This is a genomic window from Microcoleus sp. PH2017_24_DOB_U_A (assembly GCF_020738205.1).
Taxonomy (GTDB): Bacteria; Cyanobacteriota; Cyanobacteriia; order Cyanobacteriales; family Microcoleaceae; genus Microcoleus.
Genome location: NZ_JAEQCT010000050.1, coordinates 1 through 15,624, shown reverse-complemented (window position 1 = coordinate 15,624; position 15,624 = coordinate 1). Strand labels below are relative to the sequence as shown.

General features: G+C 47.1%; 13 protein-coding genes. 9 read left to right on the top strand and 4 right to left on the bottom strand.

Annotation, left to right across the window (positions count from 1 at the left end; translation table 11 throughout):
• Positions 1-7 precede the first annotated feature (7 nt).
• The 3 genes from JGK07_RS14765 (at position 8) to JGK07_RS14755 (ending at position 6,986) form a co-directional block, all read left to right on the top strand.
• Positions 8-2,584 carry a DHH family phosphoesterase gene (locus JGK07_RS14765; RefSeq protein WP_293224837.1) on the top strand — a complete coding sequence of 859 codons (2,577 nt, stop codon included), beginning with the start codon at positions 8-10 and terminating at the stop codon, positions 2,582-2,584.
• A 506-nt stretch (positions 2,585-3,090) separates the two neighbouring features.
• Positions 3,091-5,352: a serine/threonine phosphatase gene (locus JGK07_RS14760; protein ID WP_293218736.1), complete on the top strand. Its 2,262-nt coding sequence runs from the start codon at positions 3,091-3,093 to the stop codon at positions 5,350-5,352.
• A gap of 392 nt (positions 5,353-5,744) precedes the next feature.
• Complete coding sequence (locus JGK07_RS14755) at positions 5,745-6,986, top strand: protein kinase (RefSeq protein WP_293181982.1); 1,242 nt, start codon at positions 5,745-5,747, stop codon at positions 6,984-6,986.
• A gap of 647 nt (positions 6,987-7,633) precedes the next feature.
• On the opposite strand, the gene JGK07_RS14750 is transcribed toward JGK07_RS14755, so the two are convergent.
• Together JGK07_RS14750 and JGK07_RS14745 are read right to left on the bottom strand one after the other, a co-directional pair.
• Positions 7,634-7,852, bottom strand: a complete 219-nt coding sequence (locus tag JGK07_RS14750; protein WP_293181980.1) for a DUF4327 family protein — start codon at positions 7,850-7,852, stop codon at positions 7,634-7,636.
• Positions 7,853-8,117: 265 nt separating this feature from the next.
• Complete coding sequence (locus JGK07_RS14745; RefSeq protein WP_293181978.1) at positions 8,118-8,378, bottom strand: hypothetical protein; 261 nt, start codon at positions 8,376-8,378, stop codon at positions 8,118-8,120.
• A 289-nt stretch (positions 8,379-8,667) separates the two neighbouring features.
• On the opposite strand from JGK07_RS14745, the gene JGK07_RS14740 reads away from it, so the two are divergent.
• Both JGK07_RS14740 and JGK07_RS14735 read left to right on the top strand, forming a co-directional pair.
• Positions 8,668-9,648 (top strand): aspartate carbamoyltransferase catalytic subunit, encoded by a 981-nt coding sequence (locus JGK07_RS14740; protein ID WP_293181976.1) that lies wholly within the window; start codon positions 8,668-8,670, stop codon positions 9,646-9,648.
• 213 nt (positions 9,649-9,861) lie between these two features.
• Positions 9,862-11,088 (top strand): RNA-guided endonuclease TnpB family protein, encoded by a 1,227-nt coding sequence (locus JGK07_RS14735; RefSeq protein ID WP_293181974.1) that lies wholly within the window; start codon positions 9,862-9,864, stop codon positions 11,086-11,088.
• A 252-nt stretch (positions 11,089-11,340) separates the two neighbouring features.
• Here JGK07_RS14735 and JGK07_RS14730 read toward each other — a convergent pair whose 3' ends face one another.
• The gene (locus JGK07_RS14730; RefSeq protein ID WP_293181972.1) at positions 11,341-11,703 is read right to left on the bottom strand and encodes an SH3 domain-containing protein; all 363 of its coding nucleotides are present in this window, start codon (positions 11,701-11,703) and stop codon (positions 11,341-11,343) included.
• 724 nt (positions 11,704-12,427) lie between these two features.
• On the opposite strand from JGK07_RS14730, the gene JGK07_RS14725 reads away from it, so the two are divergent.
• The 4 genes from JGK07_RS14725 to JGK07_RS14710 all read left to right on the top strand — a co-directional run bounded on the left by JGK07_RS14725 (position 12,428) and on the right by JGK07_RS14710 (position 15,007).
• Entirely contained in the window at positions 12,428-12,655 is a 228-nt protein-coding gene (locus JGK07_RS14725) for a hypothetical protein (protein WP_293290927.1), read from the top strand.
• Between the two features lie 45 nt (positions 12,656-12,700).
• A complete protein-coding gene (locus JGK07_RS14720) occupies positions 12,701-13,192 on the top strand; it encodes a molybdenum cofactor biosynthesis protein MoaE (RefSeq protein ID WP_293181968.1) in 492 nt (163 codons plus the stop codon).
• 410 nt (positions 13,193-13,602) lie between these two features.
• Positions 13,603-14,262, top strand: coding sequence for a sigma-70 family RNA polymerase sigma factor (locus JGK07_RS14715; protein ID WP_293181966.1), 660 nt, complete (start codon positions 13,603-13,605; stop codon positions 14,260-14,262).
• 142 nt (positions 14,263-14,404) lie between these two features.
• Positions 14,405-15,007: an anti-sigma factor gene (locus JGK07_RS14710; protein ID WP_293181964.1), complete on the top strand. Its 603-nt coding sequence runs from the start codon at positions 14,405-14,407 to the stop codon at positions 15,005-15,007.
• Between the two features lie 294 nt (positions 15,008-15,301).
• Here JGK07_RS14710 and JGK07_RS14705 read toward each other — a convergent pair whose 3' ends face one another.
• Positions 15,302-15,412: a type II toxin-antitoxin system ParD family antitoxin gene (locus JGK07_RS14705; protein ID WP_293181962.1), complete on the bottom strand. Its 111-nt coding sequence runs from the start codon at positions 15,410-15,412 to the stop codon at positions 15,302-15,304.
• Positions 15,413-15,624: the final 212 nt, after the last annotated feature.

Sequence of the window (15,624 nt, the reverse complement as noted above, 5' to 3'; positions counted from 1 at the left end):
TTAACCTATGACACAACTACTTCAAGAATTGCAAAATCAACCCTTACCCCAACCCCCTGATTGGCTGATACAAGCTGTCAGAAATCACGCGCCAGAATTACCCGGAAACTATGCCGCTGCACTTCTCTATTATAGAGGAATTCAAAACCCGGAAGAAATACCAGGTTTCCTGAATCCCAAACTTTACCAACCAGCAAGTCCGTTTGAATTCGGACTAGAAATGAACTGGGCGATGGAAAGAATCCAGCAAGCAATAAACAGCGCAGAAAAAGTTGCAATTTGGGGAGATTTCGACGCGGACGGCATTACCTCAACTTCGGTACTTTGGGACGGATTGGGAGATTTTTTTGTTCAAAATGACCAACTAACTTATTACATTCCCAACAGATTAACAGAATCTCACGGTCTTAATATTCCCGGAATAAACAATTTACATAAATCTGGAGTTAGCTTAATTATTACCTGCGATACTGGCAGCACAAATATCGCGGAAATCGAATATGCTACCAGCTTAAATATTGATACAATTATCACCGATCACCATACATTACCGGACGATCGCCCTCCAGCGACGGCAATCATCAATCCCCGGTACTTTTCGCCCAACCACCAACTGTTTAACCTGTCCGGCGTTGCGGTAGCTTACAAATTAATCGAAGCACTATACCACACATTGCCGGATATTCCGCAACGACCGCTGACCGATTTATTGGAGTTAGTGGCGATCGGCTTAATTGCCGATTTAGTCCAACTTACAGGAGATTGTCGCTACCTAGCACAACTCGGCATCGCACAACTGCAAAAACAAATCACAAATCCCACCCGTCCGGGAGTTGCAAAATTACTCGAACTGTGCAAACGAGCGGGCGATCGCCCAACCGACATTTCCTTCGGCCTCGGCCCCCGAATCAACGCCGTCAGTCGCATTCAAGGATCCGCCAGCTTCTGCGTAGAACTCCTCACCAGCCGGGACAAAAAACGCTGCGAAGAACTAGCAAATCTAACCGAAATTGCCAACACCAGACGCAAATCTTTGCAAAAAGATGTGGCCAAAGATGCCGCCGAAAAACTAGCCAAACTAGACTTGTCAACCACCAGCGTCATCGTCCTCAGTGACCCACAATGGCCCGTAGGAGTATTAGGATTAGTGGCGGGACAAATCGCCCAAGAATACGGCCGCCCGGTAATTTTATTCTGCACGGAAGGAAGCGAAGAAATCAAAGAAAGTATTCCAGAAACTAAATTTATAGATTCTTTTGACTCCGATTCAGAAACACTTTCTCAATCTAAAATCCAACATCCCAAATCTAAAATTGCCCGCGGTTCTGCCCGTTCCGCCAATCAAATCGACCTTTACCAATTAGTCAAAGACCAAGCGCATTTATTGGATAGATTCGGCGGTCATCCCTTTGCGGCTGGCTTGAGTCTCCCAGTTGAAAATATCCCGCTATTTACGGATGCTGTCAATCAGCAACTGCGACAACAATACAGCACAGATAGTTTGACAGCGGCACCTGTTCTAGCGGACTTAAAAATTACTGTCGCGGAATTAGGCAAACAGTTATTTCAAGAACTGAAATTGCTTGAACCCTGCGGCATGGGCAATCCCGCACCAAAATTGCTGATTGAAAATTGCTGGTTTAAGAATATCTACAATAGGAATATTAAAGATCCACAGGGAAAAGAAGTGAAGTATATCAAAACTTCTTTTGAAATTTGGGATGAATCTAGTCATGCAGGATTTCCCGGCATTTGGTGGGGACATTACCGAGATGAAGTTCCCGAAGGGCGGTGCGATGCGACTGTCGAACTCGATTTCAATACTTATACGTCGAACTATGAAGTGCGGTTGATAGCAGTGCGGGAACGCACGGATGACAAACAAGTTAGTTCGCAGACTAAAATTGATTGGATATTGGACTGGCGCAAGATAAATAATAATAATGAAGAGTTGCTAGCAGTTATTAGCACACACTTGGAATCGGAAAGGCTGCCAGAAAATCTAGCGGACAATTCAGCAATGCTCGATCGCGAAAACTCGATTATCCTCAAAGAATGCCCCGCAAGCTGGGACGAATTGCGCGTCTGGTTTCGGCAAGCACAGCACACTCAGAAAAAACTCGCGATCGCCTATACTTTACCCCCATTGCTACCGCCGCACCAAATCTGCCAACAGCTAATCGGCATCGCCAAATACCTCAGCCGCACCAACAAACCCGTCACCAGACAGCAACTAAGCCAAAAACTCGGCATCAGCGACACCTCGCTGCAACTTGGATTCACAACGTTAAAACATCTGGGTTTCAAAGTCAATTATCGCGATCGGGCTTTTCACATCACCAGACAACCCGAAGCCAGAGAAATCGGAGATCATACCTCCAAACCCTTATTCTCTAGCCCCTCAACTCAATTCTTAGTGCCAAATTCCCCCATCGCCGCCCGTTATGCAGCGCAATTCCTAGCAGCAGTCTGGGAAGAACAATTCCGGCGAAAATATTTCTGTGAAGTACCTCTTTCTACCATTGTGTCGATCGCCCGAGAGACCATTTTCCAAGAAGAAGATTATACAGACACTCTCTTCTAATTGAGACCTTGCACTTTTTTCCGTAACAGGCAAGATGCCTGTTCCACTCACCTGATAACTTTTAGTGTGGGGCCAGCACGCAAAATCTTAGATAGGAAATGTTTCCAAGCTTTACTCAATTTAAATTGTATATCTCAATCGTCTCCCCCCTCTCCCCCTCTCCCATTCTCCCCATTCTCCCCATTCTCCCCCTCTCCCCATTCTCCCCCTCTCCCCGTCTCCCATTCTCCCCCTCTCCCCATTCTCCCCGTCTCCCCCTCTCCCCCTCTCCCCATTCTCCCCATTCTCCCCCTCTCCCTCCCAGGGCTGATTCCTGACGTGGAGGCCACATCTCAGTTTTAAGAAATATCTTAGTTCTGAATCGATGCCGGTAAAATAAGGCATAGGGCAATGGCAGTTATCCGTTGCGAGTCACGTCCAAAACTCAAAACCCATAACTTACCACCCCAAACCCAAAACTCCCCCACCGCTTTCACTCGATCGCACATCTCCAATATAAAACCCCTATGCTCCTCTGTCCCCGCTGCCAATTTGAAAATCCCAATCTAAACAAGTTTTGTCAACAATGCGGAAATTCCCTAACTTACAAAGCTTGCCACCAATGCGGAACCCAAGTCGCTGTTAGCGCCGAATTATGTCAGAATTGTGGCGTCACAACAGGTCAAGTGTGGCGGGCGATTATCTGCGGTCGATCGAACCTTCCAGCAGTCCAGCTAGAGCAGTCAACTATACCATCAGCCGAGCTTACACAAAAAACCGACAATTTTCCAGAAACCCGATCGACCCAAAACTCTCCCCAACCGATCGCAGACACCATTAAAACAGAAATCACCGCCGATTCTCCACAACTTGATGTGGCCGAATCCAGCAGCCCAGAAATTATTGACGCTGAAATCGTCGTGGGGGCGATCGCCACCGAATCCTTTCAAACAGAACAAAAAAGCTCTACTACAACACCAGAGCGCGAAATAACCCCATCTGACAACATTTTCACGGCCGCACCACCGCCAGAACCAACCCAGGAAGCAACAGAGAACCCCGAGGGCGCATCTCCCCCATCCCAAAAAATCTCCGCCCCCTATTCCGAATATTTAATCCCTTCCCAGCCAACAGGAGCTTATTTAGACAGCCAACAGCGCTACCAACTCCTAGAAACCTTGCCAGCAAGAAAACCCTCAGACACAGTATCAGCAACAGTATTGGACTGTCAGCCGCTGCAAATGTCACCCCTCAAAGCAATGCTAGCAGCCAACTCTGCCAGCGTCGCCAAACGCACATCCCCCTACACCGCAGCAATCAAAGCCGGAGAAAATGCGACCAATTCCGCCTTAGCAGAACTTTGCCAAGGCATAGCTGAACCTTATCTGGCACTGCGGTGGCACTTCTCTCACAACCTGCCAGTCATTCACGATAGCTGGTCAGACAACCAACAGGCCGTGCTGCTGCTAGAAGACTGTTCGCAATGGCCGCTGCTGGTAGAACGCTGGAGTCAACCCGAAACTTCCACCCAGCAAATTGTGTACTGGCTGCACGAAATGACCGAACTTTGGGCGGCCCTCGAACCCTGGCGCTGCCGCCAAAGCTTGTTGGAACTAACAAATTTGCGGGTCAATCCCGACTCTTCCTTTTCCTTTGCCTCTTTGCGGTTGCAATACCTCTATCCCGAACCCGCCGGTTCAAACCTGCAACTGGTAGATTTGGGGCAATTGTGGCAGGCGATATTTAACCAGTCCGAGCGCACTCAGTTTGGCGCCTTGCTCGAACTGCTGCAACAAATGTACAGAGGCGAGATTACCACAATAGAAGAATTGCGATCGCGCCTGGAAACCGTTCCCCTCGAACTCCAATCCGCACCTTCACCAACCTTAACCCCCACCCGTTTCCAAACAGACATCCCCGACAACTCGCCCCCCGAAGTTGTTGGTGAAGTCTTAACCCAGCCCATGCCCGTCCAGATTTACAGTTTAGAAGACGCAGGTCTCACCGATGTCGGCCGCACCCGCGAGCACAACGAAGACTTCTTCAGCATCTGGACTCAGCTTAACAAACTCGAAACCTCCTTCGGTCGCATCTTTCAAACCAAAGGGCTTTACATTCTCTGCGACGGGATGGGCGGACACGACAGCGGAGAAGTAGCCAGTCAATTAGCCGCTGAAACCCTCAGGGAATTCTTCCAAACCAGTTGGGAAAATCAACTACCCGAGCCTGATACCATTCGGCAGGGAGTGCTGCTAGCCAACAAAGCCATCTTTGAAATCAATCAAAAGGACGGTCGCTCTGGCATCGGCCGCATGGGTACAACCCTAGTCGCAGTCTTAGTTCAAGACACCAAATTCGCCGTTGCTCACGTCGGCGACAGTCGTCTCTACCGACTCCGAAAGGGACAGACACTAGAAAAAATCACCTCAGATCACGAAGTAGGCCAGCGCGAAATTAAGCGCGGGGTTGACGCCGAAACTGCTTATTCCCGTCCCGACGCCTATCAACTAACTCAAGCCATTGGCCCGCGAGACGGCAATTTTCTCAAGCCAGACGTGCAGTTTTTAGACTTGTCCGAAGATACTTTATTGATTTTGGCTTCCGACGGTTTGACAGATAATGATTTGTTAGAAACTCACTGGCGTGAAACTCTCGCACCTCTGTTCAATCCCCAAGCCGATCTCGACGAGGGAGTTGCCGACTTGATTGAACTGGGCAACAAACGCAACGGTCATGACAATATCACGGCAATTATCATTCGGGCACAGGTAGGCCCATTTCGATTTTAGAATTGGGTGCTGCCAACTTTTTTAAAGGCGGTGGCGGGCAGTCTTAGATTGAAACCTGCAATTGTTGCATGGCAAAGGAAGATTAACTTTGGCATCCGTCATCAAAAACTTGTTCGGCTTGCCGCGATATTCAAGTAATGTCATTACAACAACCAGTTTTTGATTTTTAATGTTGCAGTCTGTCGATCGATCGGGAGTTAAACGCAGCGATTCTTTAATCTCTCATTCCCACGATCGGCGAGTCAAGATGCGTTGTTCTGAATTGACCCTTTAGACTAGAAATAGCCGGCTACCTAGAAAGCAGCACGAAATAAGTTTCTTATGTGTCATACATATCAGTATTGTCAACCTTCTCTCAATTTGATCTGGCAGATTAATCAAATCAATCTAAAATGCTGCTGACTCTTTTAGATCCAGAAAAAAATACCCCTCTGCAACAGTGGAGTTTCGAGAACGAGTCCATTGTCCGCATCGGCCGATCGCCTGAAAATCATGTTGTGATTCCCAATGCTTTGGTATCACGGGATCACGTGGAATTGCAAAGAGTTAAAAGCGGTGCTAACCGCCAGTGGTATTTAGTCAATTCCGGGACAAATGGCACTTTTGTTAACGGTACTCTCATGTCTCAGGGTTGGATATCCGACGGTGCCCTGATCCAATTGGCGCGGGACGGCCCAATTCTGCATTTCCAAGTTCTGACTATTCAAGTCGGCGGCAAAATTGAGGCGATCCCTACTCTCAATCCTGGGACGCCGCGGTGTACCCACGCGGGAAATCCGCCGGGTAATTTATTCTGCATCCACTGTGGGGAACCGATTAAAGTCGATCGCACAATCCGCCACTACCAAGTGCTGCGAACTTTGGGCCAAGGCGGTATGGGAACAACAACTTTAGCCTGGGATCGACAGAAAGCCAAAGCTCAACAACCGGGAAGTTCTCCCGCAGCTTCTCTGGTAGTTCTCAAGGAAATGAATGCTGACATGGCTCAAATAGTCAAAGCTCAAGAACTGTTTGAACGTGAAGCTAAAACTCTCAAAGCGCTGCACCATCCTGGTATTCCTCAGTTTTTTGACTTTTTTGTCGAAGGTGGCAAAAAATATTTGGTGATGGAAATGCTTCACGGCGAGGATTTAGAAAAACGCATTTACAATCGCGGGCCAGTTGCTCCCCAACAGGCGATCGAATGGATGATCCAAACCTGTGAAATTTTGGACTACATTCACTCTCAAAAACCCCCGATCGTCCACCGGGATATTAAACCTGCTAATTTGCTAGTGCGCCACCGGGACAATCGCATTACAGTGCTGGATTTTGGCGCCGTTAAAGAAATCGGCACTCCTCCGGGTACTCGCATCGGCGTGGAAGGCTACACCGCACCAGAACAAGACCGGGGACAGCCTCTCCCTCAGTCAGATTTATATGCTATTGGGCCGACTTTGATTTTTTTGCTGACAGCCCAAAGCCCTCAAAAGTTTTACGGAAAAATTACTAGAGGTTACGGATTTAAGCTCGATAATATTCCGACGATCGGCCCGAAGTTGCGGGAGGTCATTCTACGAACCACAGCAGCTAAACCTGGGGATCGCTTTCAAACTGCTCAACAATTAGCTAGAGCTCTAGCCACTTGTCTTTAATAGAAGGAACAGTCATTAGTCATTAGTCATTAGTCATTAGTCATTAGTCATTAGTCATATCAAATCCAGTAGCATCGGAATTATTAATATTACCGAAATCAGGAGACGGCAGTGCCGTTTCCCTACAATTAATTAGGGTAGGGAAACGGCACTGCCTTGGACTCTATATTATTCCGGTGCAGCCGGAATTGATATCATTAGTCATTAGTCATTAGTCATTAGTCATTAGTCATTAGTCATTAGTCATTAGTTGGTAAACAGTCAACTGTCAACCCTTGTTTTGCGCTCTTCGGGCAAGCTGTCAACTGTCAACTGTCAACTGTCAACTGTCAACTGTCAACCGTCAACTGTCATCACTCATTAGTGAGAAGGAAAAAGTCTGCTGTCATTCGTCAGAAGTCACTCTGAAGAAGGAAGAAGGAAGAGAGAAGAGGGAACAAGGCAGAGGGAAGAAGTTAGCAACGGAAAATTTATTGATGAAATTTAGCCGATCGCCTTTTAATTTCGGGTGCATCTCATTTTGGCGAATATATACGTAGGGGCGAAGCATGACCGCAGAAAATAGGAGATTCTAACTAATAACTTATATTCGGTCATGCTTCGCCCTCCTCAAAAGTGATATGCACCCAAGTCCTAGGTTTCCTCTGTTATTCCTCGTCCCAACCTTCTACAGCTATCAACTCGCTCACGGGGTCTTGCATAGAAAAATCAAACTCTAGGAGTTGCTGTTTCCAGTAAGGCCATTCATCTCCATAAAGTAGAGCTATTTTCCAAATGCTGTCTGTCGGCTTGATAATGTCAGACGTGACAAGAGAATGCACCTGACGCTGGAACTTAACCATCGGCTGTATAACCTTCTGGCTCATAATACCTCTTGAATTGTTTAAATCTTGTTTAATTAACACTTCCCAGCGCACACTTTTTACCGCAGTTTCGCCAAGAACAGTCTCGCCAAGATACGTGTAGATTTTTGTCGGGAAGCTACATATTCAACTTGTATCTTAACACAGTTCATTTTGACAAGGGGCTATAAGCAGGACTGAAGAGTCAAGACCGACTGCAAAGAATTAATAATCTTTGGGATGTCCCGCTATATGCTGTCGATCGGCAGTAGGAGGTCTGCCTCCTTGATTATTTCCACATAATAGCAGATGCAATGGCTGCTGAAGGCTGGTTTTTGACAAGGCTGAGGTTCCGAGAAACTGCAATTACTGCTTGAGCGCTACTACAGCTTAATTTCCGCTTTCGGGCGAGAAAACTAAACTCCACCGCACTTGTTTCAGCTTCAACGCTGGCTTTGCTGTGAGAGGGGAGTCCGATCCGGCATCTACTAATTATAACTCTATTGACGGCAAAGGTGGTCAAAAATTGTTGGATACTGTTGATCGGCATCCCCGCGACTGTCGATCGAACATTGTAGACCGCCCGACACAGGCGTGCAATTCAACAGTTGACAGTTGACAGTTGACAGTTGACAGTTGACAGTTGACAGTTGACAGTTGACCGTTGACCGAAGGAGAGCGACCTCTACCCTTAAGTCCGAGGATTGGAGTAATGAATAGTCTGATTTTAATTTCTCCCGAGCAGGCGGGCGGGCTTTCAACCAATTCTTTCTGGTAAGTTCCCAACCCATCATCCTAAATCTCAAATCTCAAATCTCAAATCTCAAATCTAAAATTGTATGACTTGGAAAAGGCGACACATTCTCACTCTGGCTGATTTTACCTCCGACGAATACGACACGGTGCTGCAAACTGCCGCCAGTTTTCGGGAGGTGCTCGGCCGCCGCACCAAGAAAGTGCCCGCCCTACAGGGTCAAGTGGTCGCGAATTTGTTTTTTGAACCTTCAACCCGAACTCGCAACAGTTTTGAGTTGGCGGCGAAGCGGCTGTCGGCGGATACGCTGAATTTTACCCCAGGCAGTTCTTCTCTGACGAAGGGGGAAACCATTCTGGATACGGCTAAGACTTATCTGGCGATGGGAACGGATTTGATGGTGATCCGGCACGAACAGGCTGGAGTTCCCAGTACAATTGCTTCAGAAATGGATCGCTTGGGTTCGAGAGTCAGCGTTCTCAATGCTGGAGACGGCCAGCACGAACACCCGTCGCAAGGTTTGCTAGACTTATTTACTATTTGTTCTTTGTTAGATGCCGAACGTCCGCGACTGGAACTTTTAGCGGGCAAAAAAATTGCTGTGGTGGGGGATATCTTGCATTCCCGGGTAGCGAGGTCTAATATTTGGAGTTTAACGGCTTCGGGGGCTGAGGTTCATTTAGCCGGGCCGCCGACTTTGTTGCCGCTGTTGTTTGCTGAGTGTGGCAATGGTAGGGAAGGTAAGTTATTTTTGCACTGGCAGCTTGAACCTGCTTTGGTCGATGCTGATTTTGTGATGACTTTGCGGCTGCAAAAGGAACGGATGAGCCAGCATTTGCTGCCGAGTTTACGAGAGTATCATGCTTTGTATGGAGTTACGCGCGATCGGCTGAAACTCTGCAAGCCGGATGTGAAGGTGTTGCACCCAGGCCCGGTCAACCGCGGCGTGGAAATTAGCTCGGATTTGATGGACGATCCGCAATTTAGCCTGATTTCTCAGCAAGTTACCAGCGGCGTAGCGGTGCGGATGGCCTTACTGTATTTGATCGGTGGCGGTAAAGTTTAGCTAGACAGGCGGGAATCCCCGCGTCCATACCCGATCGAGGGTTGGCGTGGGATGAAAGCTGTGTAAGCTGACGATTGCACCTGCTCACAAGACGCTCTTGTCGTAGCCTGCGGGAGATGCGCGGGTGTATGATGATGCGAACAAATCCCTTGCACTTGCCAATGTTTTCAGCTACAATATTCTTAGAGCAATCAAAGAAGTAATCTAAGTTTCGTGTTAAAAGCTGTCAAAGTCCGAATCTATCCTACCGTTGCCCAGCAAGTACACCTGGCTCAAGCTTTTGGTTGTGTTCGTTGGGTCTGGAATCAGTCTTTGGCTACGATGACAGCGACCTATCAAGAGACTGGTAAGGGCGTTACAGCTATGACAATGAAGAAGTCCATACCTGTGTGGAAAGCTGAATTTGAGTGGTTGTCTGAGTGTTACTCACAATGCCTTCAACAGTCAGTTTTGAATCTGGGCGTGGCTTTTGGCAACTTTTTTGATGGTCGATCCCTGTACCCAACATTCAAGAAACGCCAAGGAAAACAATCTATTCAATACCCTCAAAACGTTAAAATCTTGAGCGATCGTGAGATTAAGTTCCCTGGTAAATTGGGTGTGGTTAAAGCCATAGTTCATCGGGATATTGAAGGCAAAGTTAAAACTGTGACTTTATCCAAAAATCCTGACGGCAGATATTTTGCTTCGATGCTATTAGATGATGGGACTGAATCGCCAGAATCCAGTAGTGATGGGAATATAATTGGGATAGATCTAGGTCTAACTGATTTTGCGGTGACATCTAACGGCTCTAAATATCAACATCCTAAAGCAACCCAAAAACATGAAAAGAACCTAGCTCGTAAGCAGAAAAAACTAGCTCGTAAAAAGGATAAGACGACTAACAAAAGTCGCAAAGCAAAGCTGGCGGTAGCTAAGGTTCATTCTAAAATCAAAAGAGTCCGCGAGGATTTTCTACACAAACTATCGCGCAGGATAGTAGACGAAAACCAAGTCATAGTAGTAGAAAATCTGGCAGTGAGAAACATGGTAAAAAATCATTGCCTAGCCAAGGCAATATCCGATGCTGGCTGGGGAATGTTCTGCACTATGCTTAAGTACAAAGCCGAAATGGTGGGCAAGATTTATCTAGAAATAGGTCGATTTTTTGCCTCAACTCATCTTTGCTCGAATACCTTGAAGCCATTGCCAAAAATGGATCTGTCTGTGCGTGCATTTGATTGCCCGCACTGTAAACAGCGACATGACAGAGATATCAACGCGGCGATAAATATCAAAAATGAAGGCTTGCGCGTACTGACGTTGGGAACCAGCGTTATTGCTCCTGAAGGCTATGTAAGACCAAAACAGTATGGGCGTAAGTCTACTACTGTGGCGGCTGTGGTTGTTGAAGGGAGAAGCCCACACTCTACCCGATCGAGGGTGAGTGTGTGGTAGTTCACGTTGTCAGTTGTTAACGATATATAGCGGATCTAGCGAAAGATTCGCGGACGTTGTTGCCAAGAGAACCCTATACGTTTAAGGCTTATATAAGCTGTCAGTCATACCTCATCTTTTTGAGAAAGGCTATAACTTTGGATCTTCGATTATTTGTCACCATCAAGGGCCTCATGAAAAATAATCGTTACCAAAACCAGCTTGGTAACGATTCAAACTCTTTCTAGAAATGTAAATTACTCTAGTTAAGAATTAGTCAAGCCACGCAGTAGAAACCCAGCCCCCACCTGCAAGTTTAGCCCAGCCGTGCTTGTAATGACCGGTCAATTTCACATTGTCTCCATTGTGTAACTTGCCGATGATATGAGAACAGCGACTGGCCCGGTGGCGGATATTCAGTCTGCCACCATTGGTGGCAACTTCGGCGTAGCTGTGATGGCTGCGACCGCCGCCGCAGCGCTTGTAGTGGCAACCTGCCTGTGCTTCGCCACTCACACTCAGAATAGACAGGGCTACTGCCAGACCTGCAACGCCTACCACGGCAGATTTAGGAATTTTCAATTCCAGTTGGAGCTCGGACTCTGGAGATTCATAAGCAACAAAAGAGTGGCTCAATGCTAGTGCTTCCATAGTTTCCTCGTGATTGTGATTAACGTTTTTTCGTGCAGACTCATTTTATACTCCCCATGCCTAAAGGCGAAGGGATTCTTGACAAATCCGAATCTGGATTTTTACTCGTGGCTATCAAGTCGCCCCTACCCGCTCAGTTGAGATTTCTCCAAACATTGCGTATAGTTTTTTGACGCTTTCAGACCATCGCTAGCCAATCGCTAGCCAACAGATATACTACGCTCTACAACCTGCCATTATTTGCCCTTTAACTATTCCGAATCTTCTGGCGTCGGATATGTCAGTTGCCGGGATTTCTCCGTACTAGGATGTTTCAACACGTAGATGGTTTCTCCTACTTGCTTTGGTGACTTTAACACAACTATTTCGATTAGTGTGTAAAGAAATATTCAAGGCGGTTGAAACCGCAACGGAATTTTCCCGGTGTCGGTATTCCGGAGTTTGCGTCTTGTTCTTTGGTCAAAACAGGCGCAAGAGGTTGTTACCGTCTTGCTTTTGCCGAGTATAGGCTTGCTTTGGCTCAACTCTGCACAGGTATATCATGTCATTTAAGTAGCTTGGTGGAGCAAAAAATAAATAAAGTTTACATTTTCTGCTGAAAATTTGGACTGCGCCGATCGCAATCGGGGTTAAATTTAACTTAACTGTGTCATTCAAAAGGGAATGCAGTCATCGCTTAGAGTTGGAGATGGCTTGCAGCGAGTTGGGCATGATACTGCTTATTTTGGTGTGTTTACTGATTGAGTTGCTACAGCCCGATCGACTGTTCGATCGCACAAGTCTCCTATTCATATTCCAGCACCGTGTGAATTTGGTTCGGGCGAGTTATATTGACCCGATCGCACTGTTGCAGCCGTTCGGGGCCATAGACATCTTGCTAAAAATTGACTTTTATGTATCCTTGACAAAAATGCAAGATAGATCGCTCGCGACTTGATTTGTGTCAAGATCGATCGAGTTCTCCCGCACCATTTCTTTCGCAATGAACTATAGCGCTGCACTTTCGATCGGCACAATTCCTCAACGGAATAGTAAAGACAGTTTTGCCATTACCTTAGCTCCTTTGTCTGTAGAGGAAATCTACACTTTGGCAGATGACCCAGCGAACGGAGCCGTGGTAATGATGAGCGGTACAGTCCGCAACCAAACTGACGGTCAAGCTGTAGTTTCGTTAGAATATCAAGCCTACGAACCGATGGCCGTGCGAGTATTCCAGCAAATCGCTACTGAAATGCGCCGCCAGTGGGTCGATGTCAATCGGGTCGTCATTCACCACCGCGTCGGACACTTGCAGGTGGGGGAAATCAGTGTGCTGGTGGCTGTGGGCTGTCCCCACCGGGGCGAAGCCTTTGCAGCTTGCCAGTACGCCATAGATACGCTCAAACACAATGTACCGATTTGGAAAAAGGAACATTGGGCCGATGGTTCTAGCAGTTGGGTTAGTATTGGAGCGTGCGAAGTTACCGGTCATTAGTCAGTCGATTTTGGATTTTAGATTTTAGATTTTAGATTGACTCGCCGTCATGAATATAGGAGCAGGAACTTGGGCGTTGCCCGGAAAGCTGGTCGAAGGGTCTAAAATTTTTGGTACTCAACTCAATGCCCTGCGGCGGCTTGTATCCGTTGTCAGGGGGATCATTGACCAATAATTTCTGCATTTGGTACCCGCCACGTGATTTATCCGTGGAATCAATCCTAAATCGCAAATCGAAAATCCTCTCTTCCCCGGAATTTATCCGTGGGGTAGCCTCTAAAATCGAAAATCGAAAATCGAAAATCGATTGAGTCTACTCGCAGAAGTCGATCGCAGTTTCCGAGTCCAGGAACCAATCGCGATCGGGCAGCGTCAAACACAGTGGAATGTTCGATGAGCCAATTCCACACATGAGCGAATTTATTTCCGTGTCCTGGTCTGCGGTTGTGGCGACCGTTGAAAGAGTGCAATTGCCATCCGAAAAACTCTCTAATTATGACTTAGTGTTGCGGTGTCAGGAAGGAAATCGACCTGAGAGCACTGCCTTTTCAGAACTTTTGAAGCGGTATCAGTCCCACGTAGACAGGGTTCTGTATCACCTAGCCCCTGACTGGCAAGACCGAGCAGACTTGGCTCAGGAAGTCTGGATTCGAGTTTATCGCAATATTAACCGCTTGCAAGAGCCAGTTAAATTTCGGGGCTGGCTGAGTCGCATCGCCACTAATTTGTTTTACGATGAGTTGCGTAAGCGCAAGCGGGTGCGAACTCCGCTGTCGTTAGACGTACCCCGTGCTCTGGAAGATGGGGAGATTGATTGGGAACTTCCGGCCGACAGTCCGGGGCCGGATGAAGATTTGACAACCAGAGAATTTTACGATCAGTTGCGAGTGGCGATCGCAGATTTGCCGGAAGTATTCCGCACGACAATTGTGTTGAGAGAAATTGAAGGTTTAGCCTATGAAGAAATAGCGGAAATGACCGGAGTTTCTCTCGGAACGGTCAAGTCAAGAATTGCTAGAGCTCGCCAAAGGTTGCAGTTACAATTGCAAAAATATCTCGACGGTCATTAGCAAGGGTGATTTCCGAGGCGGGTTAAGAAGATTTGGTGAAGTTTGCTGTGACATCAAAGCTTCTATTTTACAATATAAATAAGCAGTAAATCATTCTAATAGCGAACAGATGCTTCCGCTAATTTTACAAGTGGTGTGAAATATGAATTCTAAATTTGAATCGGATAAAAATCAGAATGATCAAGGTATTGGGGATTCGCTCGCCCAAAGTCAAGGTAACAACAGTTATCCCCAAGGGAATGTAACTACTATGATGCGGGATCGCTTTGAATTGTTGAGTGCCTACATCGATGGCGAAGTGACGGCGGCAGAACGCCGGGAAGTTGAGGAATTGCTGACAAACGACCCCACGACGAAGCGTTTGTACTCCCGACTAATGATGATGCAACAGGCTTTTGGGTCAATGCCCGTACCTGCTGCGGAACAATCTGCACAGGATTTGGCGGCAAAGATTGTGCAGCGCGAGAAACGCCAGACGAAACGGACTTGGGTTTTGGGTGGAGGTGCGATCGCAGCTTTGTTGATTGCAGCAGTGGCTGGTGTCGCTGGCACTCGTCAATTGTTTGCTCCCCAGTTTGCTACATCCCCCGTTCTTCCTGAATCTGACGGTTTGATTGTCGCTTTAAACGAGCCTGTAGTAGAGATTGTTAATCCCAACGATTTGATGCTTGGGGTGAATGCACCCGTGATGGATATTCCGAAAGCTGTAGTAAGCCCTCACAAGTCATCGCCCAAGGCGCAGTAAAATTTCTGTTTTGATCGATAACGGAATATTTTTTAAGAAGACCGGGCGGTTGAAACCGCTTCTATACAAATAAAACCCGCCTCCGCGGGTTGAATACCCGGCGGTTTCAACCGCGTTTTTTTCTTCATTCCGCTTGGCGTGGAATTCGTTTGTGTAGTTTTACCTCGAATTCGTATTCCAGGGGCGCTTCGCCACATACGAATTTGAGGTCAACAGGTTTCAACCGCCGTCTTATCTTTTGGACGAGTTTCCTCAACCCATTCTTGATAACAATCGCTCTGTGGGTGTTCGCTTCTACAGTAGTTCCAGCGCCGCCGCAATTACCTCATCCACCGAAGAATATTTACCGCTTTTGACTTGCGCTTCAATGAATTGATTACGATCCGGTTTTAGAGTAATGTGCACGATCTTTACTTCTATAGTCCTGGACGCACCGGTGGCCATAAACCGGGTTTTTTTACGAAAAGACGCCTTATAGGCTATAGATTACGTAAAAAACCCGGTTTCTTTGGTCTTAATGCGATCGCTACGCCTCTAATCGCCAATTAATTGGACAAACGTGGACTCAGCATACAAAAGAAAACCTTGGCACCTCAAAAGTGGTCATTCTTTTTGGC

What these genes read in the sequence shown, in the direction of transcription:
- JGK07_RS14765 (WP_293224837.1), top strand. Translation starts at nt 8, where the DNA reads ATGACACAACTACTTCAAGAATTGCAAAATCAACCCTTACCCCAACCC.
- JGK07_RS14760 (WP_293218736.1), top strand. Translation starts at nt 3,091, where the DNA reads ATGCTCCTCTGTCCCCGCTGCCAATTTGAAAATCCCAATCTAAACAAG.
- JGK07_RS14755 (WP_293181982.1), top strand. Translation starts at nt 5,745, where the DNA reads ATGCTGCTGACTCTTTTAGATCCAGAAAAAAATACCCCTCTGCAACAG.
- JGK07_RS14750 (WP_293181980.1), bottom strand. Translation starts at nt 7,852, where the DNA reads ATGAGCCAGAAGGTTATACAGCCGATGGTTAAGTTCCAGCGTCAGGTG.
- JGK07_RS14745 (WP_293181978.1), bottom strand. Translation starts at nt 8,378, where the DNA reads ATGCCGATCAACAGTATCCAACAATTTTTGACCACCTTTGCCGTCAAT.
- JGK07_RS14740 (WP_293181976.1), top strand. Translation starts at nt 8,668, where the DNA reads ATGACTTGGAAAAGGCGACACATTCTCACTCTGGCTGATTTTACCTCC.
- JGK07_RS14725 (WP_293290927.1), top strand. Translation starts at nt 12,428, where the DNA reads ATGATACTGCTTATTTTGGTGTGTTTACTGATTGAGTTGCTACAGCCC.
- JGK07_RS14720 (WP_293181968.1), top strand. Translation starts at nt 12,701, where the DNA reads ATGAACTATAGCGCTGCACTTTCGATCGGCACAATTCCTCAACGGAAT.
- JGK07_RS14715 (WP_293181966.1), top strand. Translation starts at nt 13,603, where the DNA reads ATGAGCGAATTTATTTCCGTGTCCTGGTCTGCGGTTGTGGCGACCGTT.
- JGK07_RS14710 (WP_293181964.1), top strand. Translation starts at nt 14,405, where the DNA reads ATGAATTCTAAATTTGAATCGGATAAAAATCAGAATGATCAAGGTATT.